Source organism: Amycolatopsis sp. NPDC051045, assembly GCF_040682955.1.
Lineage (GTDB): Bacteria > Actinomycetota > Actinomycetes > Mycobacteriales > Pseudonocardiaceae > Amycolatopsis.
In genome coordinates, this window is sequence record NZ_JBFBCC010000007.1 from 123,992 (window position 1) to 150,034 (window position 26,043).

Here is a 26,043-nt window from a genome sequence, read left to right on the forward strand (position 1 = left end):
ACGGCCCTTCACTGGGTAGCCCATAGGTGTGACCTGAGCAGGCCATGCCTGCTGCGACGAGTGAGAGGTGATCACATGAGCCAGGGCGACGCCCCGGTCGGGCGATCGGTGAAGACGGCGGCGGCCGGCGTTCGGGATCTCGCCGCGGAGGCCGCGCGGGTGGGGGCGGCCGCTGCCGCGCGGGCGGTCGAAATCACCGACCGGAAGCTGGCCGAAGGCAAGGACGAACTCGCGAAGGTCGGCCGCGCGGCGACCAAGGACCTCGACAAGAACACGCGGTCCTCGCGCCGGGATGTGCTGGCGAACTCCGGCGCCGCCCGCGACGAGGTGCTGGCCCGGGCGGTGAAGTTGCGCGATCCGGGCCGCAAGGCCGCGCTGGCCGTGGCGACCGTGGTCGGCTCGGCGGGGGAGTCCGGGCGCCGGCGGCGGAAGGCCGTGGCCACGGCGAAGCGGGACCTGGCGGTGGCGCTCCAGGAGGCCAAGAGCGTGGCCCGCGGTGAACGCACCAAGCGCGCTCGCTGGCCGTGGCTGGTGGCGTTCGGTGCGGTGGCCGCCGCGATCGTGGCGGTCGTGCAGGTCCGGCGGCCGAACCCGCTGGCCGAGGCGGAAAAGAACGCTTCCGCGCAGCCGGAGGACAAGCCGGCGACGCAGTCGACCGGGAACACCGCCGCGCTGCCCGCCGAAAAGCCGGCAGCCGCCAAGCCGACGCCGGCCACGCAGCCGACGGCAGCCAAGCCCGAGTCTGCGGCCGCCAAGCCGACTCCGGCCACGCAGCCGACGGCAGCCAAGCCCGAGTCTGCGGCCACCAAGCCGACGCCGGCCACCCCGCCGGCGGCCGCCAAGCCCGAGCCGACGGCCGTCAAGCCGCCCCAGCCGGCGGACAAGCCCGCGCAGCAGGCGGGCAAGGCCGCCGACGCCGCGAACGGCCGCGCGCCCGCGGGCCGCGGTCAGCACAAGGCGTAGCCCGGGCTCGGTGCCCGCACCCGAAGTGATCACGGGTGCGGGCACCGGCGTGTCCGCACGCGTCGCCCCGGGCCATTGAAAGCGCTTACACTCGGCCCGTCGCCGGAACGAGCAGGAGGTCGCCGATGGCGTGGCGGTTCGCCGTGAGCACGCTGGGCATGCCGGGGGTCCCGGTGCGGGAAGCCGCGCGCACCGCGCTCGCGCACGGCTGCGCCGGCCTCGAACTGCGCGTGCACCCGGCCGAGGAAGTCCACTTGGGACTGTCCGGCCGCGCCGTCGACGGCGTGCGGTCCGTCCTGGACGGCGAGGGACTGGCGGTTTCCTGCCTGGCCGGGTACGCGAAGGTCGCCGCGCCCGGCGCCGACGAGCCGGTCATCGACGAACTGAAAGCCCTGATCGGCTTGGCCCACCGGATGGGCGCGCCCTCGGTGCGGGTTTTCCCCGGTGGCGACGGGGACGCGCAGCGCCGCATCGGCGCCGTCCTCGGCGACCTGCGCGACGCCGGCGTGCGGCTGCTGGTCGAGACGCACGACTCGCACCCCACCGGGGCCGCGGCCCTCGGCCTGGTCGCCGGGTTCGGGGCACCGGACCTGGCCGCCGTGCTGTGGGACGCGGTCCACCCGTGGCGCGCCGGCGAGGAGCCGGGTGTCACCAAGGAGGTGCTCGGCCCGTACCTCGGCTACTTCCAGGTCAAGGACGCCGTGAGCAGGCAGGACGCGACCCCGGTGCCGCCGGGGGCGGGAGCGGTCCCGCTCGGCGACTGCGGGGAGCTGCTGCGTTCGTGGTCGGGCTGGGTGTCGCTGGAGTGGGAGAAGGCGTGGTACCCCGCCATCGCGCCGGTGGACGTCCCGCTGCGCGCGGCGGCGGCCTGGTTCGGCCGGTACGCGTCGGCGTAGTCACGCGACCCGGATGATGGTTTTGCCCGGCGTGCGCCCGGCCGGGCTGAACGCGGCCGGGGCCTCGGCGAGCGGGCGCACGGCGCCGACCCGCGGGCGGAGGCGGCCGTCGCGGACCCGGCGGGCCAGGTCCGCGAGCCGGGCCCGGTCCGGCTCGACGACGAAGAAGACCGCGCGGCCTCCCGCGGGCCGGACGCGGGGCGGTTCCGCGATCGTGACGAGCGTGCCGCCGTCGCGCACCAGTGCGGCGGAGCGGTCGAGGACCTCGCCGCCGAGGACGTCGAGCACCACGTCCACCGGGCCGAGATCGGCCAAGTGCTCCGCGAGCGGGTCGAGGAATTCGGCCGCGCCCAGGCCGAGCACGGTGTCGCGGTCGGCGGCCCGGCCGGTGCCGATCACGTGGGCGCCCGCGTCGCGTGCGAGCTGCACGGCGAGCGAGCCGACGCTGCCGGCGGCCCCGTGGATCAGGACCGTCTGGCCCGCGGCGAGCCGTCCGTGGTCGAACAGCGCCTGCCACGCCGTCAGCCCGGAGATCGGCAGGGCGGCCGCGGTGACGTGGTCGATGTCGGCCGGCAGCGGCGCGAGGTTGCGCGCTTCCACCGCCGTGTATTCGGCCAGGGAGCCGTCGCGGGCCCAGTCGGTCAGGCCGAAGACCCGCTGGCCGACGGTCAGGCCGGTGGTTCCGTAGCCGAGTTCCGCGACGACGCCGGAGAGCTCGTGGCCCGGGACGCTCGGCGTCCGGTCCCGGCCGGCGCGGTCGGCCCAGGTGGCCGGCCAGGCCGGCTCGCCGGGGGTGAACCCGGCCGCGTGCACCCGCACGACGACGTCGTTCTCGGCCGCGTGGGGGTACGGCACTTCGGTCAGGGCGAGTCCGGCGTCGCGGTCTCGGACGGTGATGGCTTGCACGGTGTTCTCCCGAGTTTCAGGCCAGCTCGAGCGGGTTGCGGGCCATGCGGGTGGCGAGGTCGTTGCGCATCGCGGCGCCCGCCAGGCTCTCGGGCTTGCGGGCCGCCTGGTCGCGGAAGCAGCCGAGGAACTCGGCCACCAGGTCCAGCCGCGGGTAGCGCCCGAGCACCTCCGCGCGGAAGCCCGCGGGCAGCTCCGCCACGTCACGCCCGGCGATGTCGGCCGCGGCGGCCCGGGACAGCAGGAAGCCCTCCGGGTCCTCGGCCGGGTCGACCTCCGCCTGCATGTGCCGGACGATCACCTGCGTCAGGCGCGCGCGCCGCTCGGGCGGCCAGCCGGCGCCGGCGGCGAACACCCACGCGACGTGGCCGCCGGCCACCTCGAACGGCTTGGTGTGGCTGTCGAACTCCGCCACCAGCCCGACGTCGTGGAGCATGGCCGCGACGTACAGCAGCTCGGAATCGAAGCCGACGTGGTGGGTGGCACCGAGCGCGACCGCCCAGGCGTACACCCGCATCGAATGGTTGAGCAGGGACGGCGACGAGTAGGTCGTCGCGACGTCGGTGGCGTTCACGCACGCCGGGCCGGACGGGAAGGTGAGCTCCATGCCCCCAGCGTACGCCTTCCATTACAATCAGAGGGTGTAACGTAACTTACCCCGGAAGCCGGGCCGCGACGGTCGACGCCGCGGCCCGGCTTCCCGCGTGGAACGGTCAGCGTCCGGAGAAGTTCACGTCACTGCAGAAGTAGTACGACTGGTCGAGGTGGCTCGCCTGCCAGATGGTGTAGACGATGTGCCGCCCCGTCCGGGTGCCCGCGTTCACCGCGACCTGGTACTGCCCGGCCGGGGCGATCTTGCCCGTCTGGGCGACCAGTTCCAGGTTGCCCCAGCCCAGCGGCTGGGTCGCGGGGTTGAAGCCCTGCTTGGTGATGTACACCAGCAGGTAGTCGGCGCCGTGGCGCGCCTGGTCGGTGATGGTGAGCGTGAACCGGTTGTCCTTGTTCGCCATCTGCCACGCGCCGACGGTGTCGAGGGCGTTGTACCGGGGCGCCTGCGTGCGGCCGCCGCTGCACAGCGTGCCGTCGGGGATCGCGCCCTGGTGGTTGCCCTTGACCCCTTCGCGGTAGAGCCCGTTCCAGTTCCACATCGCGTTCGGGTCGGCCTGCCAGGCCTGCCAGCACATCGGGTCCTTCGTCGCCATCGCCGGGTTCTGGAAGTCGCTGCCCCAGCGGTTCCAGCAGCCGTAGTTGCGCGACGGCGGGTCGGTGGCGGAACCGTGCGCGTCGGCGACGCCGGTGAGCACGCCGCCCAGCAGCACGGCGGTCACGGCCGTCACCACCAGGGAGAGCAAGGTTTTGCGTCGGGGAACCACGCTGTCCTCCTTCGTCGGGGCCGGATTGGGAGCGCTCCCAAGCTTGCGCCGGACGACGATACGCGGCCGTGCCCGCCACTGGCCAGAAGCCGATCTCCGGAAAGTTCCCCGAGGAAAGCGTTTTCAGCACGGTGCCGGACTGAACGATTCCTGAACAGCCGACCGTCCCGCGGCCCGGGCCGCCCGATCGGTCCCGCGCCGGGAGGCGCCCGGTGAGCGCGTGCCCCCACGGCTGCTCCGCACGGGTGCATCCGGAAAATTGTCACCGGAGGACGGGGGAAGGGGCTCGAATCCCGTCCTCCGCGACAACGCGGCCACGGCCGATCGGGTGATCCCCCGGCATCGGCTGGTGAAGCGCCGGCACGCGCCTAAAGTCGTCAGGCACGAACGTTTCCGACGCATTCCCCAACGGACGCGAACGTGGTGGTGATCATGGCTCCTCCTGTGCCGGAACCCCGGGAACCGTGGCCGATCAGGCGGCGGGCGGTGCTCGGCGGCGCCGCGGCGATCCCCGTTCTCCTGGCTTTGGGCCGTCCCTTCCCCGCCCGGGCCGCGGTCCTCCCGCTCCCGCCGGTCGACGACGCGCTGAACGGGCTCGTGGCCTTCCTCGTGCCGGGCCGGGACCGGTTCTCGGTCCGGCAGGGGCGGACGTCGAGCACGGACGGCGGCGTGGCGGCCGGGGCCGGCCCCGCCCTGCGGTACGTCTACGACCAGGCGATTCCGTACCCGATCGTCGGACGGCCCTTCGACCTGAACCTGCCCGGCGCCGCCGCGGTCGCGGCCATCCTCAACCTCGTCGCGATCGAGGTGGACCCGGCGGCCGCGTTCGGCGAGTTCGCGGCGTCGTTCGCCAACCTCTCGTTCCCGGGCAAGGTGGAGGTGTTCCGGCGGCTCGAGGAACCGGGACTGGCCGACGGCACGCCGGTGCGGTTCATCCTCGACACGCTCCCGACGCTCGCCGCATTCGTCTCCTATTCCGAAGCGCCGGTCTTCGACCGCGCCACGAACCGGCTGACCGCCATTCCGCTGGGCTGGGAACTCAGCGCGTACCAGGGGATCGGCGAGGGGTGGAATGAATTCCGGGGTTATTACCGCGGAATCGACCGGGTGACGGACTAGGGAGGAGGCTGTCCATGCGCGACATCGTGGTCGTCGGGGCCGGCGGCGGCGGGCCCGTCGTGGCCAAGGAACTGGCCGCCCGCGGGCTCGACGTGCTCGTGCTCGAAGCCGGGGCCCGGCACCTGCGCCCCGAACAGGAGTGGACGCGGCTCGAGGACGACACCAACGACCCGATCACCGGGCGGTTCCGGGTCGGGCCGTCGCGGCGGGAGGAAGCGCCGTGGCTGCGGGACTTCCCGCAGAACTCGTTCGTCTGGCAGATCGCCGGCGTCGGCGGCACGACGCTGCACTACTTCGGCAACAACCCGCGCCCGGCCCCCGGGGTGTTCGCCGGCTACGAAGGCGCCGACCGGGCCGAGTACGACACCGCGCACGTCTTTCCCTTCACCTACGCCGAACTCCGGCCGTACTACGAGTGGTGCGAGGAGACGCTGCCGGTGCGCACCGCACCCATGGGCACCAAGGAAGCCGTCTTCTTCCGCGGCGCCGAGCGCATGGGGCTGGTCCACCAGACGTGGAAGGATCTGCGCGGTCCGTCCTACCGGGCGCAGGAGAACGCGATCCTGCAGCCGCACGGCACGGCCGGCCGCACCGACGACCCAGCGCGGCTGCGCTACCCGGAAGCGCAGGGCTGCACCTTCTGCGGGCACTGCTTCCAGGGCTGCCTCGAACCCCGCCGCGCGCCGCGCAACCTCAAGGCCAAGCGGTCGACCGACAACTCCTACGTGCCGATGATGCTCACCGCCGACGCGTGGTCGCCGGGCGGGCGGGCCGCGGAGCTGATCACCGACGCCTACGTCGTGCGGGTGCTGAGCGAGCAGTCCGGTTCGCGGACGGTGGCGCGCGGGGTCGTCTACCGCACGCCGGACGGCGCGCTGCACACCGTCGAGGCCCGCGTCGTCGTGCTCGCCGGTGGCTGCGTCGAAAACCCGCGCCTGTGGCTCAACAGCGGCCTGCCCAACCCGAACGACTGGGTGGGGCGCGGGCTGACCGAGCACCACCTCGACTGGGTGGTGGGCGTCTTCGACGAGTACACGGGCGAATCCAAGGGCGCCGGATCCAACTGCCGGATGGACTTCCCCGGCTACGGCGGCGTGGAGAACGTCTGCCTGCCGCCGGCGTTGCAGGCTTTCGCGTTCGCCTACAGCGACGCCGGGATGGCCGGCCACTACGACAACGGCGCGGGTGTCGGACCCCAGGGCGCCGACACGCTCGGGCGGCTGATCGGCAACGACCTCAAGGAGGCGCTCGGCGACGTCAACAAGCTGCTCACGGCGCTGGTGGTCACCGACGACGACGTCCAGCCCGAAAACCGGGTGACCCGGTCGGCGGTCATCCCGCCGGACCCGCACGGGCCCGTGCCGCGCGTGGAGGTCCGCCACCGCGCCCGCACGGCGCGGACCCGCCGCAACCGCGAGTACCTCGCCGCGCGATCGGCCGAGCTGATGCGGCTCGCGGGGGCCCGGCGGGTGCACCGGCTGGACTGGGCGCCCCTGCTGCTCCACGTGCAGTCCAGCATGCGGATGGGCTTCGAAGCGGCCGACTCGGTGCTGGACGGCACGGCCGAGGCCCGCTGGGTGGACCGGTTGTACATCGCCGACAACTCGGCCCTGCCCAACGCGGCGGGCGGCGCCAACCCGACGTTGACGACCCAGGCGGTGGCGACCCGCACGGCGGAGAACATCTTCCGCACCTACTTCGGCGGCGATCCCTGGGTGGGGACGGAAGCACCGACGTCGTCCGTCGACGACCGTGTCACGCAAGCCGTTCTGCTACGCGGCCTCTGAGTCCTTTGAGGACTTGAAGCGATTCGCGGTGCGTGCTGTAGAAATAGTGAAGCGCAGGACATGACCTGGTGACATCGCGAGACGATCCGGGGAGTGAACGACGATGCCGGACAAGATCGCCCGTTCGGCCGCGGCCGACGGGTTCACCGAGCTGGTGCCGGCCGACCCCGCGTGGGTCGGGCGGAGTGATGCCGTGACGGCACTCGGATCTCCCACGGCGACGGCGTGCGCTGCCTGCCCCGACAGCGGCCGGGAGGACCTCCCGGTCCCGGCCACCGCGCCTCCAGGCGCATTCCCGCGGCAGCGACGCCGGCGCCCCGGGTGCTCGTCGAGTTCGCGCAAGAACGGACCCGCGGTTTCGGCACGCTGGTTCCTCCGCCGGTCCCGGTGCCGTCCACCGGTACCGGGACCGGCGGGGGCGAAACCCCGATGCCCGAGGCTTTGAGTCACAACGACAGGAATTCGCCCCGCTGCAGCAGCTGCACCCGCGTCGGCGGGCGGCGCAACCGGACCTCCTCCAGGAAGTTCGACACCGGGGAGTGGAACAGGCCGTAGTCGTCGAAGTGCACCGGGACCGCCCGCCGGGGCTCCAGCAGGTTCAGCAGGTCGACCCCGCCGCGGTGGTCGAGCGAGACCAGGACGCCGAACGCCCGCGTGCCGCCCAGGTGCACGACCGCGAGGTCCAGGCCGGGGAAGTGGTCCCGGATGGTGCGGAGTTCGTCGTGCAGGACGGTGTCCCCGCTGAGGTAGATCCGCAGCGGATCGGTCTCCGGTGTCGCGCGGTACTCCAGCACGCTGCCCATGACCGGCGGGAGCAACCGCCCCATCGGGCCGGGGGCGTGCCGCGCGGGCACGGAGGTCACCGTCAGCCGCGCATCGCCGTCCGAGAAGGTTTCCGCTGTCCACGTCGGCAGCGGGAGGGGAGCGTGGAACCCCCGCCGCAGCAGGCGGGTGGCCGCGTGCTCGGTGGTGAGGATCGGGGTGTCGCGGGGGAGTTCGCGCGAGGCGATCCGGTCGAAGTGGTCGCCGTGCAGGTGGGAAAGGACGATCGCGGTCAGCGGCGGCAGGTCCGCCGGCTGCAGCGCGGGTTCGGTGCGCCGCCGGGAGAACAGCCCCTGGCCGAAGTAGGACCACTGGCCGCGGTGCAGGAAGTTCGGGTCGGTGAGCAGCGTGAACGGGCCCAGCCGCAGCACCGTGGTCGCGGTCCCGACGAACATCAGCGAGTCGCCGCCGGGCGGATCGAACGGAGGCATCGGAAGTCCTTCGCAAGCATTCAGGCAGGGCCCGGGGTAGCGAAGCCCCGGCTCGAGGCGAAGCCTCGGATGTCACAAGCATCCAGGCAGGGGCCCGGGGTAGCGAAGCCCCGCAGGGGCGAAGCGGACGTCACGAACTCCCGGGGGTCCGGGCGGCGGAGCCCCCGGCTCGGGCGAAGCCCGGACAACACAGCCCGGAAACACAGCCCGGGGCGCGGCCGGGCGGCCGCGCCCCGGAACGGCGCGTCAGCTCTGGGACTGCACGTTTTCCCGGGCCTGCTGGGCGCGGTCGGTGACGTCGCCGGTCGCCGACCGGGCTTCGTCCTTGACCGTGGACGCCGCGTCGGTGGCTTCGGACTTCACCGACTCGGCGGCCTGCTGGGCGGGCTCGCGCAGGTTCTCCTTGAGCTCCTCGGCCGCGTGCTGGGCGACCGGGGCCACGTGCTCACGGGCGAGGTCGGTCGCCTGACCGGCGAGCTTGCGCTCCGGCTCGCTCGCGGGCAGCAGGGACGACACGAGCCAGCCGGCGCCGAAGGCGATCAGGCCGGCGGCCAGCGGGTTGCCCTGCGTGCCGCGGCGGATCGATGCCGGGGCCTCGCCGACGGCGTCGGCGGCGGAACTCACCTTGTCGCCGGCGGTCGAGGCGACGGAACTCACCTTGTCCCCGGCGGTCGAGGCGACGGAACCGGCCTTGTCGCCCGCCGTCGACGCGTGGTCGGCCGCGGTACCCATGACGCGATCCCGGGCGCTGCCCACCGCCCGGCGCATCCGGCCGATGCGGCGTTCGACGATCCGGCCCGGGGTCACCTTTTCGGTGAGGGCGTTCACGTCCGTGCTGAGGTTCCGTTGGGTGCCTTCGATTTCGCGGCGGAGCCGCTCGGGTTCGGTCATGGTCGTTCGCCTTTCAGTGCGTCCGGGACCTGTTGCAGGGTCTCGACGGTGCGTTCGGGTTTCGGGTTGATCCGGCGGACTTCACGCCGCCCGGTCGCGTAGAGCACGGCGCCGGCGATCACCCACACCGCCGCGACGATCAGCGCCGCCCAGCCCGCGTCCATCACGTTCGCCAAGCCCTGCCACAGGGCGATGGAGAGGAACAGCACGACCATGTAGCCGGCGAACCCGGCGCCGCCGAGCATGCCCGCGCCCTTCGCGGCCTTGCCCGCCTCGGTCTTCAGTTCGGCCTTCGCCAGCTCCACCTCCTGCCGCACCAGGGTGGAGACGTCCTTCATGACGTTGGACATCAGTTCGCCGACCGAGGCTTCGGCGACGTCGACGGGTTCGCCGGCGCGCGGCGCGGGCCCGGGTGCCTGGGTCATCACGGCACCTGCCCCGGCGCGGAGAAGCGGGGGCTCGGCTGCGGCAGGGCGTCCGGCGGCTGGGGTGCCGTGTAGCCACCGGGGCCGGCGGCGGGCCGGCTCGGCTGCGGGAGGCCTTCCGACGGCTGAGGAGCGGTGTACCCGGCGGGTGCCGCGTACCCGGTGTCACCCGGTTGCGGCACCGGCGGGGTAGCGGCGGGGCCGGCGTGCGGCTGTGGGGCGCCCGCGCGGCCGTTCGGGGAGCTTTCCTCCTTCTGCTGCGCGACGACGCCCCGGGTGAGCCGCCCGGCGAGGGCGCCGGCGACGGCCGCGCCGACCAGGAACGTGCCGGGACGGCGGCGGGCGAAGCGCCGCACCTCGTCCAGGAGATCACCCGGTTCGCGGTGCTCGAGCCAGTCGGCGACCGACCGCGTCCGGTCGGACACCTGGCGGGCGACGTCGCCGGCGATGCCGGGGGAGTCGGTCTGCTCCGCCATCCGCTCGAGCTGACCGGCCAGCTGGTGGAGGCTCTCGGCCGCCTTCCGCTGGCCGTCCCGGGCCTGGGCCTGCAGCTGCTCCCGGCCCTCGCGGACCAGATCGCGCGCTTCCTGCTGAGCGTGCGCGGCCACGTGCTTCGCTTGGTCCGCCGCCGTTTGGGCGACTTCGCCGCCCCGATCGGCGGCCGTGGAAGCCACCTCGCGGGCTTCGTCCTTGGCGGCTTCCGGCTTCGACGGCGATCCGCTGCCCTGCTGCTGCGGCGGTGACTGACCGCCGGGTCCCTGCGTCATCTCGACCTCCTGCGGGAGAGGCACTTCCGCGCCTTGTTGGGTGCCGGTGGCGACCACCGGCCTGGTAGGGCGGCTGGCTACCCGGGTGGTCCGGGGATAAACCGGGCGGCGGCGCGGCCGGTGCGACTCAGTCCGCGGCGGTGAGCAGCGACACCGCGTCGCCGAGGGTGCCCGGGCGCCCGGCCGCCGGCGGCCAGCCGGGACCGGCCAGGACGAGCCGGGGCGTCCGGAGCCCGCTCGGCGGCACCGCCGGGCGGGAGCTCCACAGCACGACCGCGGCGGGCCGGACCCGGTCGACGGCGTGCCCGAGCGCGGTTTCGGGCACCGAAGCGCCCAGGAACAGCGCCGCGCGGCCGTGTTCGGCCAGTGCGGCGCGCAGTGCTTCCAGCGGCAGGGTGTGCCGCTCACCGTCCACACAGGCCAGCAGGACCGGGGGCGCAGCACCGGTGGGGCTGGGGATGCGGTGCAGGGCCGCGGCGACGGCCCAGGACAGTCCGTGCACCAGGTCGATGCAGCGGTCGGCGTCCGGGCCGCAGAGGGCGTCGAGCGCCGGGCGGCAGAGCTCGTCCCAGGTGGCCGGCACGCCGCGGTCGGCCAGGTGCGCCTCGAGGAGCGCGGTGGCGGTGTCGATCTTCAGCTGCCGGATGGCGGTCAGCAGCGTGCCCACGTCGGTCCGGCCGCCGGTGCGGAACGCCCGCGCGGCCGCGGCTTCCGTGCTGAGCCCCTGCTCGATCAGGTGCCGCATGCGGAGCAGCGCGTCGATGTCCGCGCGCCCGTAGCGGCGGTGGCTGCCCGGCTGCGGAGCGGACAGCGGGAGGTCGTACCGGCGGTGCCACGCGCGCAGCGTGGACGCGGGCAGGCCGAGCATCCGCGCCACCGCCCCCGCCGTCCAGGTGACGGCGGGGGCGGGCGCGGGCTGGTTCACCTGCCCATGACGGACCCGGGTGGCCCGGGTCCGCTCAGTTCCCGGGGCGGGCGACGTCGCCGCGCCAGGCGCCGGTCTCGCGGCCACCGCGCTCCTCGATGAAGGTCTTGAACCGGCCGAGGTCGCCCTGGACGCGGTGGTCGAGGATGCCGAGCTTGTCCGCGACGTTTTCGACGAACCCGTCCGGGTCGATGTCGAGCTGGACGGTGACCCGGGTGTGCCGGTCGTCGAGGCGGTGGAACGTCACGACGCCCGCGTGCGTCGGGCCGGAATCGGACTTCCAGGCGACGCGCTCGTCCGGGTGCTGCTCGGTGATCGTCGCGTCGAACTCCCGGGTCTGCCCGCCGACGCTGATCTTCCAGTGGGTGTGGGTGGCGTCGAGCTGCCGGATTTCGTCGACGCCCTCCATGAACTGCGGGAAGGACTCGAACTGCGTCCACTGGTTGTAGGCGGTGGTGACGTCGGTCTCGACGTCGACGGTTTCGGTGACGGTGCTCATCGCGGCCGTGTCCTCTCTTGCTCGGGGTCGGGATCGTCCGGTCCCCGGTTACCCCGGCAAATCGATGACAAAACGATGCAACCCCTCTAGGGTCAGGCAGCACGACGGAAAGGAGCCCCCGTGACCGACCACCGGACGCCCGAGTTGACGGTGCGCGTTCGCACCGTGCCCGAAGCCGTCGTCGTCGCGGCGGCCGGCGACCTGGACCTCGGCACCGCGCCGGTGCTGCGCGCGCGGGCCCGGGCCGCGCTGGCCGGGCGGCCGGGGGCGCTCATCGTGGACCTGGGCGCGATCACCTTCTGCGGCTCGGCGGGGCTGCAGGTTCTCGCCGAGCTGGTCACGGCGACGGCGGTCGCGGACCTGCCGTTCGCGGTCGTCGCCGACCGGCGCCAGGTGCTGCGCTCGTTGCAGATCACCCGCATGGACGCCACGCTCGCGCTGCACCCGACGGTCGACGGCGCCTGCGCGTGGATCCGGCAGCAGGCCGACGACCCTGCTTGAACCGACCCTGCCTGAATGGACGCTGCTTGAACCAGCCCTGCGTGAACGGTGTTAGGGACCACGCGCCGCCGGGTAGTCCCCTGCCATGGAAGCGGAGGCACTGCTGCAGAGCCTGACCCGCGTCGTGACCGCACTCGACGGCACGGGCATCCGGTTCGCCGTCGCCGGCGGCCTGGCCGTGTACGCCCGCGGCGGGCCGCCGTCGGATCACGACGTCGACCTCTTCCTCAAGCCGGGAGACGCGGAAAAGGCGGCGGAGGTGCTCACCGCCGCCGGTTTGCGCCGCGTGCACCCGCCGGAGGACTGGCTGACGAAGGTCTACGACGGGGACATCCTCGTGGACCTGATCCACGGGCCCAACCACCGGCCGGTGACCGACGAGCTGCTCGACCGCGCCGCGCTGATGCGGGTCGGGTCCACCGCCGCGCCGGTCGTCTGCGGCACCGACCTGCTGGTGGACAAGCTGCTCGTGCTGAGCCCGCACCGGTGCGACTTCGCGCCGCTGCTGCGGATCGCCCGCGACCTGCGCGAGCAGGTCGACTGGACGGAGGTCGCCGTGCAGGTGCAGGCGTCCCCCTACGCCCGGGCGTTCCTGGCCCTGCTCGGCGACCTGGCCGTGATCGACCCGAAGGAGGCACTCGTGCCCGAACCACCGCAGTACCTCGTCGCCCGGCTCCACCGGGCGCTGGCCGAAGACCCCCGCACCGCCGAGCTCGGCGTGCACGTGACCGTGCGGGGCGAGCACGTCCACCTGACCGGCGAAGTCACCTGCCCGGCCCGGAAGGCGGAGGTGGACGCCGTCGTCGGCGAGTACCTGACCGGGGAGCTGGTGCACACCGACGTCCGGGTCGCCGACGTCCGCGAACCGGCGAGCGCGGAGGAGATCGGCCGATGAGGATCGCCGCGGTCGGGGACGTGCACCTGGGCGAGGATTCCCGCGGCCTGCTCCGGCCGGCCCTGGAACACCTGGCGGGCACCGCCGACGTCCTGCTGCTGGCCGGGGACCTGACCCGGCACGGCACCATCGAGGAGGCCCGCGTGGTGGCCGACGAGCTCGCCGGGCTCGGCGTGCCGATCGCCGCGGTCCTCGGCAACCACGACCACCACAGCGACTACGGCGAGGTGATCGCGAACCTGCTCCGGGAGACCGGGGTCGAGGTGCTGGAAGGCGACGCGGTCCGGTTCGACCTGCCGGACGGCTCGCTCGGGGTCGCGGGGGTCAAGGGCTTCGGCGGCGGGTTCGCCGGCAAGTGCGCCAGCCGGTTCGGTGAGCGGGAGATGAAGGACTTCGTCGACCACACGATGGCCTCGGCGAATTCGTTGCGCACCGCGTTGCAATCGCTCGACACCGACGTCGTCGTCGCGCTGACGCACTACGCGCCGATCCCCGGCACCCTGCACGGCGAGCCACCCGAGATCCACCCGTTCCTCGGTTCGTACCTGTTGTGCGAGCCGATCGACGAGGTGGGGGCCGACCTGGCGCTGCACGGGCACGCCCACTTCGGGTGCGAGCAGGGCGTCACCCCCGGCGGGGTGCGGGTGCGGAACGTGGCGCAGCCGGTGATCCGGAAGGCGTACGCGCTCTACGAGCTGCACCCGGCCGAGCTGTCCGCCCCCCGCTGACGCGGTCACTGCGCCGGCGAAATGGTTACTGCACCGGCAAAATGGTCACTGCACCAGCGAGATGGTCACTGCACCAGGGAAATGGCTACCGCGCCAGCAGGGTCCGCACCACCGCCAGCACCGGGCGCTCGCCGGCGGTGGCCAGTACCTTCTCGGCCGTACGCCAGCATTCGCGGGCCGCGTCGGGACCGGTCGAGCTCAGGCGCGCCTGGCCCAGCACCACGAAGGCGTACGCCTCGCCCAGCCGGTGCCCGGTGGCCCGGAAACCGGAAATCGCGCGGAGCGCCAGGGTTTCCGCGGCCGCCGGGTCGCCCGCGGTCAGGGACGCCGACGCCAGTGCGGTGCGGGCCTGCTCGGCCAGCAGGCGGAAGCCGCCCTGCCCGGCCTCGCGCAACGCGGTTCCGGCGTGCCGGACCGCGTCGGAAGGGTCCACAGTGGACAAGCCGATCAGGGTGGTGATCCCGCCGCGGAGGTAGCCGATCTTTTCGGCCAGCCGGTGGGCTTCGGCGTACTCCGCCAGTGCCGCCTCCGTGGCACCCGTCTGGCGGTGGAGGTCGCCGAGCGCGCCGAGCGCGTCCACCTCGAACCGCTGGTTGCCCGCCTCGCGCGCCACCGTCACCGCGAGCCGCGCCGCCGGCCACGCCTGCGTGAGGTCGCCGGTCACCCGGTGCACCGCGGCGAGCCGGACCAGCGCGTCCGCCTCGTCGTCCCGGGAACCCAGCTGCCGCAGGCTGTCCAGTGCCTCGGTGAGCACGTCCCGTGCGCGGGCGAGGTCGCCCGAGACGCGGTAGCCGTACCCGAGGTTGCACAACGCGATCGCCGCCGCGTGCGGTGAGCCGAGCCGGCGGCAGAGGTCGAGCGCGCGTTCGTTGTGCTCGATGCCTTCGGCGAGCCGGCCGTGTTCGATGAGCACGGCGCCCAGGTTGATCAGCCCGTTCGCCGCCCGGATCGACTCGCCGCGCCGCAGCGTGCCCGCCAGCGCCGCGGTGAAGTGCTCGATCGCCCGGTCGAGCCGGCCGAGGTCGAGGTGCACGACGCCGAGGGCGTGCAGGACCGAGTCGGCGCCTTCGCGGGCACCGGCGGCGCGGTAGGAGTCCTGGGCGGCTTCGAGTTCCCCGAGCGCCGTCTCGTAGTCGCCGCGGCTCCAGGCCAGCGCGCCGAGGCTGTGCCGCATGGCCCCGGCCGCCCGCTCGTCCCCGGCCCGCCGCGCGGCGGCCAGCCCGGCGGTCGCGGCCGCCTGCCACTCGGCGTCGAGCCGGTGCGAGTGGAAGAAGCCGCGCAGCAGGTCGGCCGCCCGCCAGGCGAACGGCCCCTGGTCCGCCCCGGCGGTCCACCGGATCGCGGAGAGGACGTTCCCGTGCTCGGCCAGCAGCCACCGGCGGGCTTCGGCGGGCTCGACGGATTCGCCGTCCTCGGGCGCGTCGGGCAGCCGCTGCAGGTCGGGGTAGAGCGCGGTCGCCGCGCGGGCCGCCGCGCGCAGGTAGTACCCGAAGAGGCGGTCGAGGGCGTCCGCCCGCTCGGCGGGCGGCAGTTCGTCCCGGGCACGTCCGGCGGCGTAGGCGCGGAGCAGGTCGTGCAGGCCGAACCGGTCGTCGCCGTGGGGCTGCACCAGGTGGCTCGCGGCCAGTTCGCGCAGCAACCGGCCGGCACTCGGGGCGTCCACCCCGGCCAGGGCCGCCGCGCCCGCCACGCCGACGTCGGCGCCCGGCACCAGCCCGAGCAGGCGGAAGACCCGGGCCGCCGCCGGGGAAACGGCTTCGAAGGACAGGTCGAAGGCCCGCCGGACGCCGAGCTGCTCGGCGCCGGGCACGGCCAGCCGCTCGACGAGGCCGGGTCCGGCGAGCTCGGCGAGGTAGCCGCGCAGGGACCGGTCCGGCCACAGCGCGAGGTTCGCCGCGACGATCCGCAGCGCCAGCGGCAGCCCGGCGCACAGCCGCACCAGCTCGCGGGCGGCCGCGTCCTCGGCGGCGACCCGCTCCTCGCCGACGACCGAGGCCAGCAGCGCGAGCGAATCGTCCGGCGGCAGCTCGGCCAGTTCCACGAGCCGGGTGTCCACGGTGGCGGCCAGGCCGCCGAGCCGGTCGCGGCTGGTGATCAGCACCGCGCAGCCCGGGCTCCCGGGCAGCAGCGCGCGCACCTGCTCCGGCCCGGCCACGTTGTCCAGCACGATCAGCACGCGCCGGTCGGCGAGCACCGAGCGGTAGAGCGCGGCGGCGTCGGCCGGCTCGGTCGGCACCTGGCCGGGCCGGACGCCGAGCGCGTGCGAAAACCGGGTCAGCACCGCCAGCTGCGCGAGCGCGGGGACCGTCGAGTAGCCCTGGAGATCGGCGAACAGCTGGCCGTCCGGGAAGTGCCGCGCGGCGCGGTGCGCCCAGTGCACGGCGGCGGTCGTCTTGCCCACGCCGGCCGGTCCGACGAGCAGCGCGATCGGCGGGTGCGTGCCGGGCACCCGGTCCGGCCCCACGAATGCGTCCAAAGTGGACAGGAGCCGGACGCGGCCGACGAGCGTGGCGACGTCCGGCGGCAGCTGCCGCGGCCGGAACTCCGGTTGCGCGGCGCCGGGTGGTTCTTCGGGCGCCTCGTCGGCGAGGACGGCCCGATGCGCGCGCCGCAACCGGTCGCCGGGACCGATCCCCAGCTCGTCGGTGAACATCCGGTGCACCGCGCGGTAGGTCTCGAGGGCGTCGGCGCGGCGGCCCGAACGGTGCAGGGCCTCCAGGTAGAGCGCCCAGAACGCTTCCCGCCACGGGTGTTCGCGGGTCACCCGCGCCAGCTCGTCGGTGATTTCGCCGGACCGGCCGAGCTCGAGGCTGACCTCGAAGTAGCGCTCCTGCGCCCGCAGGCGTTCTTCGGCGGGCTGGTCGACGTCCTCCCGGCTCAGCACCTCGGCCGGGACGTCGGCGAGCACCGGCCCGCGCCAGCAGGCGAGCGCGGCGGCGAGCAGTTCGCGCTCGGCGTCCGGGCGCGGTTCGGCCCGCGCGGCGGCGGTGAGCTCGCGGAACCGCAGCAGGTCGTGCTGCCCGGGCGGCACGCGCAGCAGGTAACCGGTCGGCTGCGTCTCGACGACGCCGTCGCCGAGCGCCCGCCGCAGCCGGACGGCGTGCACCTGGATGCTCTTGCGGGCCGTGTCCGGTGGGTCGTCGCCCCACAGCAGCTCGGTGAGCCGGTCGAGTGACACCGTCGTGTTCGCCCGCATCAGCAACGCCGCCAGGAGGGCCCGCACCTTGGGCCCGGTGACCGGGACGGCTTCGCCGTCCCGCTGGACCTGCAACGGTCCCAGCACCCCGAAGCTGAGCACTCTTCCGCACCCCCCGCTGACCGGACGAACCGGTCATTCCCGTCGGTGAGGGTAGCGGGAATCGGTCAGCCGGGCCGCGCGGGCCGCACCACGGGCGGGGCGAGCAGGGCGCCGAACACCGGCTCGGGCTCCATGATCCGCAGGTCGAAGCCGTCGAGGGCGCCGGCGCAGTCGAGCACCCGCGCCGTCGCCTGGTTCACGAACCGCGAGCCGACGCACGCGGCGCTGCCGAAGCCGTAGGGGAGGTAGCGGGCCTTGTGGCCCTCGGGCGGGGCGGCCCAGCGGCACGGGAGGTACTCGCCGGGCTCGGACCAGACGCCGGGGTCGCGGTGGAGCAGGTAGGTGCACAGGTACAGCCGGTCGCCCGGGACCAGCGGGACACCGCCCAGCTCGGTCGCCGCGGTGACCTTGCGCGAGAGCAGCCAGGCGACCGGCCACAGCCTCAGCGCTTCGCGGACGCGGTGCGCGGCGGGCTCGGTCACCCGCGCCGGCGGCAGCGTGGTGCCCGCCGGGGTACCGGGCCGCCAGCCCCGGTCGAGCAGCACGGTCCAGGCGAGCACCATCGCCGCGGCCCGGCAGACCGCGCCGACCAGCCCGTGCAGGGCCAGTGCCACGTCGTCCGCCGAGCCGAGGGCGGCCCGCAGTGCCTCCGGGAGGGCTTCGGCGCGCCCCGCCGCCCAGCGGTGCAGCGCGGCGTCGCCCCGGCTGTGCGCGATCCGGCCCCGCAGCCGCCGCAAAGCCGTGTTCGTCCGGTCGAGCCCGTCGGACGCGGCGAGGGCGTCCTGCAGCGCCTGCCGGGCTCGCGGGGTCAGGCCGGGGAAGAGCTGTTCGCCGAAGAGCCGCAGGTAGCACGTCGAGAGCGCCCCTGGCCACGCCTCCCCGGCTTCGGCGGACCGCCGGAGCTCCGCGGTGATCCGCTCGGCGGGCACGGCCTGCCAGGCCCGGTCCAGTTCCCGCGCCAGCGCGGCGTTGACCGGGCGGCTGCGGTCGGAGCCGGGCACCCACCCGGCGACGGCGCCGAAGGTCGCCGCTTTCGCCTCGAACGGCGTGGTGGTCCCGGCCAGCGCGGTGCGGACGAGCTCGGCGCCGGACACGAGGTACCGGCCCGGTTCGAACCGGCGGATCGGGACCTCGTCGCCGGCCCACCGGTCGAGGGCGGTCAGCGGATCGGTCAGGAACGTGCCGGGTTCGGCGACGGCTTGGCGCACGGAGGTCTCCCGGGAAACGCCGCGGCCGGGGTCGGTGTGACCCCGGCCGCGGTGGTGTTCAGTAGATCTCGTAGTAGAAGCGCCAGGCGGCGCCCAGTTCGCGGGTCCGCAGGCTGCGGGCCACGGAACGGGTGAAGAAGCGAAGCGTCCTCATGGAGTTCTCCTTCTCTCGACGGGTGTTACCAGCGGAGGCCGATGTTCGACGGACCGGCGGGACCGGAGACGATGCCGTACAGCCACTGGGCCGGCACGTTGGAGCAGATCCAGGACCGCGGCGGGTCCCCGGCGGCGAACCCGGAGCGGCAGATGTTGCCGCCGTTGTCGCTGCGGACGATCCACTCCGCCGGGCCGCTGCCGTGCACGTCGGCATCGACCGAAAGGGTGCCGCCCGGGAACCAGACCTCGTCCGTCTGGCAGGCGCTGATCGGGCAGGTCCTCGAGGTGCCGCCCTGCTCGGTGGCCAGTGCGGCCGGTGCGGCCAGTGCGAGCGCACTGGCGGCGACCGCCCCCACGACGGCCGCCCGCTTCACGAATCGATCCATGTCTGCCCTCTTTCCCGTGTCGTGACGGAAGGGGCGGGCGCCGCGGGCCCCCAGCCCGCGGCGCGCGTCGCGATCGACGCGAGAAAAGTGTTCCCCCGTGTTCCCCCTGGTGCCAGACGACCGGTGCCCATCCACCGGCACGTCCCCCCTGCCGGCGAGGTTTCGGATCCCCAGCCCCTCACACCGACCGCCTGGCGGAACCGATCTTGCCGGGCGCCGGTAAAAGCCGGGCAAAAGCCCGTTCCCGGTAAGGTGCGGGGGGAGCGAGGGGGGTGCGGGTGACGGGTTCCGGCAAGCCCCGGTTGCGCTCGGCGGTCCTCGCCGAGGCGTGGACGCGGATCTCCGGGGTCGAGGTCCTGTCGGCGGGCGACGGCGGACCGCTGACCCGGACCGTCAAGAAGGTCATCGACCCGCTGGTGGTCCGCACGGCGGCGCGGCCGCGGCTGGGCCGCCCGCTGCTGGAGCCCGCCGCCGCGGCGGAGCTGACCGGGCTGCTGGTGGCCGACGCGGCCCGGCTGCGGGCGACGGCCGCGTGGTTCACGCACCTCAAGCGGCAGCGCCGGGCCCTGCGCATCACGGCGGGCGACGTCCAGGACGTCTGCTTCCCCTTGGCCTACGAGCTGGCGACGGGGTTCGGCATGCCGGGCCCGGACGCGCCGGAGACGGCCGCGTCGGCGTTGCGCGAGCTGCACGGCGAAGGTTCGGAAGCCGGCGCCGCCCGGCTGACCGCCTACCTGGCCGACCCGCGGGTGGCGGCGGACCTGACCGCGGAAATCCACCGTCGCTGGCACACCGCGGCCGCCGCCGGTCTCGCGCCGGCGGACGCCGTGGCGCTGCTCGGCGAATTCGCCGAGAATCTCGCCGACGCCACGTGGCGGGTGCTGGCGGAATCCGGCGCCGGGCACGCCTTCGGGCTCGCGCTGCGCCGGCCCGGCGGGACCGCCGCCTTGGCCGTCCCCGGCTTGGCGGGCCTCGGCCTGCAGCGCGGGGACCGCACCGCCGTCCCGCCCCTGCGCCGGAGCGACGAAACCGGCCCCGAACTCCTCGAACGCAGCGTCGAACGGCGGGTGCGCGCCACCCTGCGCCGGCTGCCCGCCGACGAGCGGGAACCCGTCGCCGGGCTCGTCGCCGACGAGCTCGCCCGGGTCGCCGCCGGGTTCGGGCTCGGCCGGCCCGCCCTGGCCACCTGCTTCGCGCTCGGCGTCGTCCTCGCGCCCGCGCTCCGGCCGCTCGACGGCGACGCACCCGGCAGCGCGCCCGGCTTCGCGCGGGAGCTCAACGCCCGGATCGCCCGCGAGGGTTACGTGCTGCACGCCCGCCGGGCGCTGGCCGGCACCACGCCGCTCACCCCGCGCCCCGACCCCGGCCTCGTGCGCGAGCTGCGGGAATTCGCCCGGCAGTTCCTGGGCCGGCTGTGGATCCGGCTGCACGGCTTCGACGTCCGCGCCGACCTCCCGGCCGGCGCCGCGGACGTCCGCGATCTCGTCTCCGGCGTCGTCCGCTCGACCTCGCTGGACCTGCGGACGAAGGTGCGCCGCGCGCTCGTGGCCCGGCTGCCGGACCTGGAGGCGGTGTCGTGACGCACCCGGTGCACCACCCCGTCGTCGCGGCGGACGGCGGGCTCGTCCGGTTCGCACTGGCCGGCCTGCTCGCCGGTGCGCCCGGCTCGATGCGGGTCGAACTCACCGACGCGGCGGCCGCGGAACCGTGGCTGACGCGGCTGGTCGGCGCCGAGCGCGCGCTGGAGGCCCTCGCGGCCGGCCAAGTCGACGTGCCCGCCCGGCCGGAACTGGCCACTCTCGCGCTGCTGCTGTGGGGCCGCCGGTGGTGGCCCGCGAGCCCGGTGCTCGGCGTGCCCCCGCTGGACCCGGCGCTGCTGGACCTCGAAGCCGCCGTCGCCACCGCGGCCGTCGAGACCGTGGCCGAAGGCCTGCTCGACGGCTTCGAAGCCACGCCGGCGGAGCTGTTCGACGCCGCCGCCGAGGGCGTGGTCACGACAGCCGTCGCCGAGGAGGTGCGCGAACTGTGCCTGAGGTTGTCGGCGTGGTTCGACGACCAGGACGACGTCGTGCGCGCCGAAGCCGCGGCCGCGCTGGCGGCCGCCGTCACGCCGGGGCAGCGGGCGTACGCCTTGGCCGCGGGTACCGAGACGCCGGTGGCCGGACCCGGGGTCGTGGCCCAAGGCCGGGCGAGCGTCGACTGGGCCCGCGTGCCGCCGGGCGTCCTCGACGCCGCGGAGGACACGGTGACCTGGCGGATCGTCGCCGCCCCGGCCGCCACCCGGCTCGAGGTCGAAGTCGCGGGAGCCTTCGCCGACGCGGCCCTCACCGCGTTCGCGACCCGCGACGGCGAGGTTGTCGCGGAGGTTCCCCTCGGCCTGGGTGCCGGACGGTTCACCGGCGCCGCCGACCTGGCCGGCGCCGGAGCGGATGTCCACATCGGACTCGTGGTCGGCGTGACGGCCGGGAGCGTCCACGAGACGACACCGGAAGACCGGGCGGCGGTGGTGGCGCTCGTGCGGGCGCGCGAGACGCTGCCACCGGAGGCCCGGACGCTGGCCGAGCGCGCGGCGGCCGCGTCCGCCGAAGAGGAGTTCTGACGTGCTCGTCGGCCTGCCGCCGCCGCTGCACCCGCCCGATCGGCCGCTGCCGGCCGAGCTGGCGGGGGCGAGTTCGCACGGGTACAACTGCCGGTGCGTCGCCGGGCACTTCGGCCTCGACCCGGCGCCGTACGGCGCTACGCCCGCCTGTTCGCTGACCGAAACCGAGTACCGGCGACTGCTCGGCGAAGCCTCCGGCAGCCAGGGCGAGGCCAAGCGGCTCGCCGTGGCGCGGGACTTCGCCGGCGCGCACCGGGAGTACGCCCGGATGCGGCAGCTCGCGCAGCAGCTCGACCGCGCCGATCTCGCCTTGGCCGCCCTCTCCGATCTGGCCACCGTCTGCTATGCGGCCGGAGACCTGCGCAACGCCCGGCAGTGTGCCGAAGCCGTGCTGGCCGCTTTCCCGGTGAGCTCGGCCGCCGCTGTCCATTTCGGACAGTACGCCGAACTGCGGATGATCGAGGGATCCCGCGAGGTCGCCGATCGTGTCCTGATTTCTCTGTCCACAGAGGAGGGTGCGGTTTCGCGGGCCCGGGAGCTGATCGCCGGGCAGCGGCACCGGGCGGCGCTGCGGAAGGCGGCCGGGCCGGCGCAGTACCCGCGCGAGCTGCTCGATCCCCACGGCGCCGACGAGCTGGAGCTGCGCATCCTCGAGGTGCGCGTCCAGGTGGCCGCGGGAGACCCGGCCGGCGCGCTGACCGAGCTGGAGAAGATCCTCACGGCGCTGGCCGCCCTCGCGGACGTCGACGAGGTCCGCGAGCAGGTCGGGTCGCTGCAGGCGATGGCGCGCGCCGAACGCGCCCGCCTCCGCCAGGCCGGCGGCGAGGACGCCGACGCGCGGGCGGACCTGGTCCGGCTCGGCGCCGGGCACGAAGGCCGGCCGGCGGCCGCGAAGTTCGCCATCGACCTGGCGGCGGACCGGGCGCTGAGCGGTGACCTCCCGGGCGCGGTCGCGGCGATCGTCGCCGCCCGCGACGAACTCGCGGCGGCGGGCGCGACCGGCGACGTGGCGGAAGCGAGCCACGCGCTGGGCACGCTGCTGCTGCTCACCGGCGATGTCCGGCAGGCTCGTGACCAGTTCGAGCACGCGGGCGAGCTCCGGACGGCCAACGGGGACGCCCCGGGCCTGCGGCGGCTGGACGTCGCGCTGGCCCGCTGCGCCGCGGCGGAGGGCGACTGGGCGGCGGCGGAGGAGCACGTGACCCGCGCCCGGGAGTCGGCGCGAGCGTCCGGGGAGTGGATCGAGCGCCTGCACACGGACTTCGTGGCGGCCACGATCGGCTTCGCCCGCGGTGACGATTTCCCGGCGGTGCTGGACCTGCTGCTCCCGGTGGCGCTGGCGGCGGCGGACTACCGGTTCGAGTTCGCGTCGCCGCGGGCGCGCACGGCCTGGGCCCGCGACGTCGCGGGCCCGGCGACCGAGCTGCTGATGGCGGTGCTGGCCCGGCTGAACCAGCCGCGGCTGGCCGCCGAACTGATCGAGCGCACCTGCGCGGTCGGGGCGTACACCGGGGCCGGGGCCCCCTCGCTCGACCTGACCGGCACACTCCCGGCTCCCGAAGCGGCACCGCCCGCCGACGGGCTGCCGCTGGCCGCGCTGGGCACGGTCACCGCGTCGCTCCCGCTCCGGCTCGCCCCGCCGCCCGCCCTGCGCTGGTCTCCCGGCTCGCCCATGGAACTCGACCGCTGGCTCGAGCTCGCCACCGAGCGGTACGGCTTGCCCCGCCCGGCCGCCGAAACCGTGACGACCTGGCCGGCCGCCGAATCCGGGCGCGAGACGTTCCTCCTGCGCTACGCCGACGCCGGCCACACCTACCTCAGCTGGCGGACCACCGCCGACCTCGACACCGTCCACACCCACCCGGTCGACGCCGCCCTCGTCGCGACGGCTGGCGAGGTCCTGGCCGACGCCTCGCCGACCCCGCGCGAAGGCGAGAGCGCCGCCGACGCCGTCCGGCGCGCGTTGGGCGACGACGCCTTCGGCAGCTTCGCCGGCGAACAACGCCTGGCCCGGATCCTCGCCCTCAACCTGCTGCCCGCCGACCTCGTCACGCGGCTGCGGGACGCCGCGGCCGCCGGCGGACGGCGTCCGCTGCTGCGGGTGCAGCCGTCGCCGAGCCTCGCCGCGGTGCCGTGGGGACTGCTCGCCCTGCCCGACCGGCGGCCGGACCGCGCGCTCGAACCCGGCGAGGAAGGCACCTGCTTCGACGGTGACGACCGCGTGCTCGACGTCGCCGACGTCTCCCTGCTCGCGCCCGCCGGCATCCCGCGCCGCCCGCCGTCCGAGCCCGGGCCGCCCGGGTACCTGCTCGACCCGCGGATCCCCGGCCAGAGCGCGTTCGGCGAGCTGGGGTCCGTGCTCGGCAAGCAGGACCCGGCGTCGCCGCTGATCCGCCACCTCGACGCGCAGCTCGCCGCCGGTCCCGTCCGCCCGGCCGCCGCGCGCGGGCTCGACCTGGTCCGCCGCACCGACACCGACCGGCGGCTGCTCGCCCGGCTGCTGGCCGAGCCGTGCTCGCGGCTGGTGTTCGTCGGGCACGTCAGCCGCGTGCGCGACGAACACGGCGCGCAGACCGCGCTGCACCTGTCCTGCCCGGCCGGGCTGCCCGGCACGGCCGAGCCGATCGGGGACCACCGGCCGTTCACCGCCGCCGATCTCGCGCTGTCCGCAGTGGACGCGATGCCGGCCCGGATGGCGCTGATCGGCTGCGCCAGCGCGAGCGACTTCGGCCTGCCCGAGCCGTTCGGCGTGCTGCTCGCCGCCGTCGCGGCCGGAGCACGGCTGGTGGCCGCGACCGGGTGGGCGCTGCCGACGTCGGCGGCGGTGCCCGGTGCGGACCCGATGGCCGAACTGGTGATCGCCGTCGACACCGCCCTCGACGGCGACGACCCGGTCAGCGAGCTGTGCGCGTGGCAGCGCACCCGGCTCGCCCGGTGGCGCGAACGGCCGGAACCGGCCCGCTCGCCCGCCTTCTGGGCCGCCCTGACCTGCCTCGATGCTTCCGACGACGGGCAAACCTGGGTTCGGTAGCAGCGCGCCCCGCCGAAGCTGTGTGCACACCGCACAGCGAAAGGCAGGACCGATGTTCAAGAAGATCCGCGACAAGGTCGACGAAGCGACTCGCCAGGGCGCGGCTCGCGGCGCACAGGAGTTCCAGCAGCACGCGGAGCAGTTCCGGCGGGCGGCCGCGGCCCAGGGGTACGACATCACCCCGCAGCTGCCGACGCCGCAGCTGGCCGCGCAGGCGTTCCGGACCATGAACGCCGACCCCGATACGGCGGCGTTCCTGGCGCTGCCGCCCGAGGAGCAGCTGCGCCAGCAGCGGGAATTGCAGGCTTACGGCGCGGAACTGCGGCGCCTGTACGACACCGGGGAGCCGGCCACCCTGGTGGTCCGGGCCCTGGAGCCGACCGACCGGGCGGTCGCCGGGCAGGCCCGGTACACCGCGACGCTGGAGGTCACCCGCGCCGACGGCACCACCTACCGGACGGTCACCCCGCTGATCACGCCGCTGGCGACGATCCAGCAGTACGCGCCCGGCACCCGGCACGAGGCCCGCGTCGACCCGGCCGACCCGGCGAAGGTCGCCGTGTTCGGCCCGATCGCCTAGGGGGGCGGGGTGTTCGCCTTCCGTCTGCCGGGAGACCCGCGGCCGGGCCGCCGCGGGGGGCGGCTGTGGCTGCTCGGCGTGCCGACGACGCTCGCGTGGGCGGCGACGGGCTGGTCCGGGGCACTCGGGCTGCTGGACGGTTTCCGGATGATGTCGCTGAACCGCGTCGACGCGTGGGGGGCCGACGCGGGCCCGGTGGTTTCACTCGTGCTGTTCTTCAGCCTGGCGATCACAGTGGCGTCTTCGCTCGGCTTCGCGATGTTGTTTGCCGCGGGCCTGTCACTGGACCGGATGAGCGTCGGCTTCCGGGCGAGCTCCCTGACCACGGCCCTCGGCGTGGCGCTGGGCAGCGGCCTGGCCATCCCGTCGTGGACGCCGCCGGAGTCGGTGGGGCAGCGGCTGCCGGGCCCCGGCGGCCGGGCCGAGCCGTGGTCCGATGTGGACTGGGTCGTCTACGCCGAGCCGTACCTGGTGCCGGCGGTGTCCGCGCTGGTGGCCCTGGTGCTGATCGTGGTGCTGCTGCGGGCCTTCCTCACCGAGGCGGAGGCGGACGACCGCGTGCAGGCACTGCGCCACCACGGCCGTCAGGTGACCGGCTTCGTCACGCACGTCGAGTTCACGAACGTCTGGGTCATGGGGCACCCGCGGTTCGTCGTCCACGTCCGGTTCCCGGCGGAGACGGGGGAGCGCACGGTCGTGACGACCCTGGTCACGTCCCTGTTCCAGGCCCCGTCCCGCGGCTCGGCGGTGCAGGTTCGCTACGACCCGCAGGACCCGGAAGCCGTGCTGGTGGAACCGGATCCGGCGGAGTCGCCCTTCTAGCGCCGGGAGCGCCTCCATGTCCACTGACCCCCATC

At 74.8% G+C, this 26,043-nt stretch carries 24 protein-coding genes; 12 read left to right on the plus strand and 12 right to left on the minus strand.

The features are described 5' to 3' along the window. Positions 1–75 precede the first annotated feature (75 nt). Positions 76–963: a hypothetical protein gene (locus AB0M80_RS18745; RefSeq protein ID WP_364565991.1), complete on the plus strand. Its 888-nt coding sequence runs from the start codon at positions 76–78 to the stop codon at positions 961–963. Between the two features lie 125 nt (positions 964–1,088). After that, positions 1,089–1,859: a sugar phosphate isomerase/epimerase family protein gene (locus AB0M80_RS18750; RefSeq protein ID WP_364565993.1), complete on the plus strand. Its 771-nt coding sequence runs from the start codon at positions 1,089–1,091 to the stop codon at positions 1,857–1,859. On the opposite strand, the gene AB0M80_RS18755 is transcribed toward AB0M80_RS18750, so the two are convergent. The 3 genes from AB0M80_RS18755 to AB0M80_RS18765 form a co-directional block, all read right to left on the minus strand. Beyond that, positions 1,860–2,765 (minus strand): NADP-dependent oxidoreductase, encoded by a 906-nt coding sequence (locus AB0M80_RS18755; RefSeq protein WP_364565996.1) that lies wholly within the window; start codon positions 2,763–2,765, stop codon positions 1,860–1,862. A gap of 16 nt (positions 2,766–2,781) precedes the next feature. Beyond that, on the minus strand, positions 2,782–3,372 hold the full coding sequence (locus AB0M80_RS18760; RefSeq protein ID WP_364565999.1) for an HD domain-containing protein: 591 nt from the start codon (positions 3,370–3,372) through the stop codon (positions 2,782–2,784). A gap of 106 nt (positions 3,373–3,478) precedes the next feature. Further along, positions 3,479–4,138, minus strand: a complete 660-nt coding sequence (locus tag AB0M80_RS18765; protein WP_364566001.1) for a lytic polysaccharide monooxygenase auxiliary activity family 9 protein — start codon at positions 4,136–4,138, stop codon at positions 3,479–3,481. A gap of 432 nt (positions 4,139–4,570) precedes the next feature. Between AB0M80_RS18765 and AB0M80_RS18770 the strand changes: the two genes are divergently transcribed. After that, positions 4,571–5,257 carry a hypothetical protein gene (locus AB0M80_RS18770; RefSeq protein WP_364566003.1) on the plus strand — a complete coding sequence of 229 codons (687 nt, stop codon included), beginning with the start codon at positions 4,571–4,573 and terminating at the stop codon, positions 5,255–5,257. Between the two features lie 14 nt (positions 5,258–5,271). Beyond that, positions 5,272–7,044: a GMC family oxidoreductase N-terminal domain-containing protein gene (locus AB0M80_RS18775; protein WP_364566005.1), complete on the plus strand. Its 1,773-nt coding sequence runs from the start codon at positions 5,272–5,274 to the stop codon at positions 7,042–7,044. Between the two features lie 446 nt (positions 7,045–7,490). Here AB0M80_RS18775 and AB0M80_RS18780 read toward each other — a convergent pair whose 3' ends face one another. The 6 genes from AB0M80_RS18780 to AB0M80_RS18805 form a co-directional block, all read right to left on the minus strand. Continuing rightward, positions 7,491–8,297, minus strand: coding sequence for an MBL fold metallo-hydrolase (locus AB0M80_RS18780; RefSeq protein ID WP_364566007.1), 807 nt, complete (start codon positions 8,295–8,297; stop codon positions 7,491–7,493). A gap of 246 nt (positions 8,298–8,543) precedes the next feature. Continuing rightward, positions 8,544–9,188 (minus strand): DUF3618 domain-containing protein, encoded by a 645-nt coding sequence (locus tag AB0M80_RS18785; protein ID WP_364566010.1) that lies wholly within the window; start codon positions 9,186–9,188, stop codon positions 8,544–8,546. Beyond that, a complete protein-coding gene (locus AB0M80_RS18790) occupies positions 9,185–9,613 on the minus strand; it encodes a phage holin family protein (RefSeq protein WP_364566013.1) in 429 nt (142 codons plus the stop codon). Before AB0M80_RS18790 ends, AB0M80_RS18785 begins: the two co-directional genes overlap by 4 nt. After that, positions 9,613–10,380: a hypothetical protein gene (locus AB0M80_RS18795; RefSeq protein ID WP_364566016.1), complete on the minus strand. Its 768-nt coding sequence runs from the start codon at positions 10,378–10,380 to the stop codon at positions 9,613–9,615. Before AB0M80_RS18795 ends, AB0M80_RS18790 begins: the two co-directional genes overlap by 1 nt. Before the next feature lie 127 nt (positions 10,381–10,507). Continuing rightward, positions 10,508–11,305 (minus strand): MerR family transcriptional regulator, encoded by a 798-nt coding sequence (locus AB0M80_RS18800; protein ID WP_364566018.1) that lies wholly within the window; start codon positions 11,303–11,305, stop codon positions 10,508–10,510. 34 nt (positions 11,306–11,339) lie between these two features. Further along, on the minus strand, positions 11,340–11,804 hold the full coding sequence (locus AB0M80_RS18805) for an SRPBCC family protein (protein ID WP_364566021.1): 465 nt from the start codon (positions 11,802–11,804) through the stop codon (positions 11,340–11,342). Between the two features lie 120 nt (positions 11,805–11,924). On the opposite strand from AB0M80_RS18805, the gene AB0M80_RS18810 reads away from it, so the two are divergent. The 3 genes from AB0M80_RS18810 (at position 11,925) to AB0M80_RS18820 (ending at position 13,928) form a co-directional block, all read left to right on the plus strand. Then, positions 11,925–12,305 (plus strand): STAS domain-containing protein, encoded by a 381-nt coding sequence (locus tag AB0M80_RS18810; RefSeq protein WP_364566024.1) that lies wholly within the window; start codon positions 11,925–11,927, stop codon positions 12,303–12,305. 85 nt (positions 12,306–12,390) lie between these two features. Continuing rightward, complete coding sequence (locus AB0M80_RS18815) at positions 12,391–13,200, plus strand: nucleotidyltransferase family protein (RefSeq protein ID WP_364566027.1); 810 nt, start codon at positions 12,391–12,393, stop codon at positions 13,198–13,200. Then, positions 13,197–13,928, plus strand: a complete 732-nt coding sequence (locus AB0M80_RS18820; RefSeq protein WP_364566030.1) for a metallophosphoesterase — start codon at positions 13,197–13,199, stop codon at positions 13,926–13,928. Before AB0M80_RS18815 ends, AB0M80_RS18820 begins: the two co-directional genes overlap by 4 nt. Positions 13,929–14,013: 85 nt before the next feature. On the opposite strand, the gene AB0M80_RS18825 is transcribed toward AB0M80_RS18820, so the two are convergent. The 3 genes from AB0M80_RS18825 to AB0M80_RS18835 form a co-directional block, all read right to left on the minus strand. Beyond that, complete coding sequence (locus AB0M80_RS18825; RefSeq protein WP_364566033.1) at positions 14,014–17,226, minus strand: BTAD domain-containing putative transcriptional regulator; 3,213 nt, start codon at positions 17,224–17,226, stop codon at positions 14,014–14,016. A 65-nt stretch (positions 17,227–17,291) separates the two neighbouring features. Then, positions 17,292–18,434, minus strand: a complete 1,143-nt coding sequence (locus tag AB0M80_RS18830) for a cytochrome P450 (RefSeq protein ID WP_364566036.1) — start codon at positions 18,432–18,434, stop codon at positions 17,292–17,294. Positions 18,435–18,613: 179 nt separating this feature from the next. Continuing rightward, the gene (locus tag AB0M80_RS18835; RefSeq protein ID WP_364566039.1) at positions 18,614–18,976 is read right to left on the minus strand and encodes a hypothetical protein; all 363 of its coding nucleotides are present in this window, start codon (positions 18,974–18,976) and stop codon (positions 18,614–18,616) included. 272 nt (positions 18,977–19,248) lie between these two features. Between AB0M80_RS18835 and AB0M80_RS18840 the strand changes: the two genes are divergently transcribed. From AB0M80_RS18840 to AB0M80_RS18860, 5 genes are read left to right on the plus strand one after another with little or no spacing between them, the layout of a single operon-like run. Next, a complete protein-coding gene (locus AB0M80_RS18840; protein WP_364566042.1) occupies positions 19,249–20,556 on the plus strand; it encodes a hypothetical protein in 1,308 nt (435 codons plus the stop codon). Beyond that, positions 20,553–21,575, plus strand: a complete 1,023-nt coding sequence (locus tag AB0M80_RS18845; protein ID WP_364566045.1) for a hypothetical protein — start codon at positions 20,553–20,555, stop codon at positions 21,573–21,575. Before AB0M80_RS18840 ends, AB0M80_RS18845 begins: the two co-directional genes overlap by 4 nt. A gap of 1 nt (position 21,576) precedes the next feature. Next, the gene (locus AB0M80_RS18850; protein WP_364566048.1) at positions 21,577–24,606 is read left to right on the plus strand and encodes a hypothetical protein; all 3,030 of its coding nucleotides are present in this window, start codon (positions 21,577–21,579) and stop codon (positions 24,604–24,606) included. 52 nt (positions 24,607–24,658) lie between these two features. Beyond that, on the plus strand, positions 24,659–25,186 hold the full coding sequence (locus AB0M80_RS18855) for a hypothetical protein (RefSeq protein ID WP_364566051.1): 528 nt from the start codon (positions 24,659–24,661) through the stop codon (positions 25,184–25,186). Between the two features lie 9 nt (positions 25,187–25,195). Further along, complete coding sequence (locus tag AB0M80_RS18860) at positions 25,196–26,008, plus strand: DUF3592 domain-containing protein (protein ID WP_364566054.1); 813 nt, start codon at positions 25,196–25,198, stop codon at positions 26,006–26,008. Positions 26,009–26,043 lie beyond the last annotated feature (35 nt).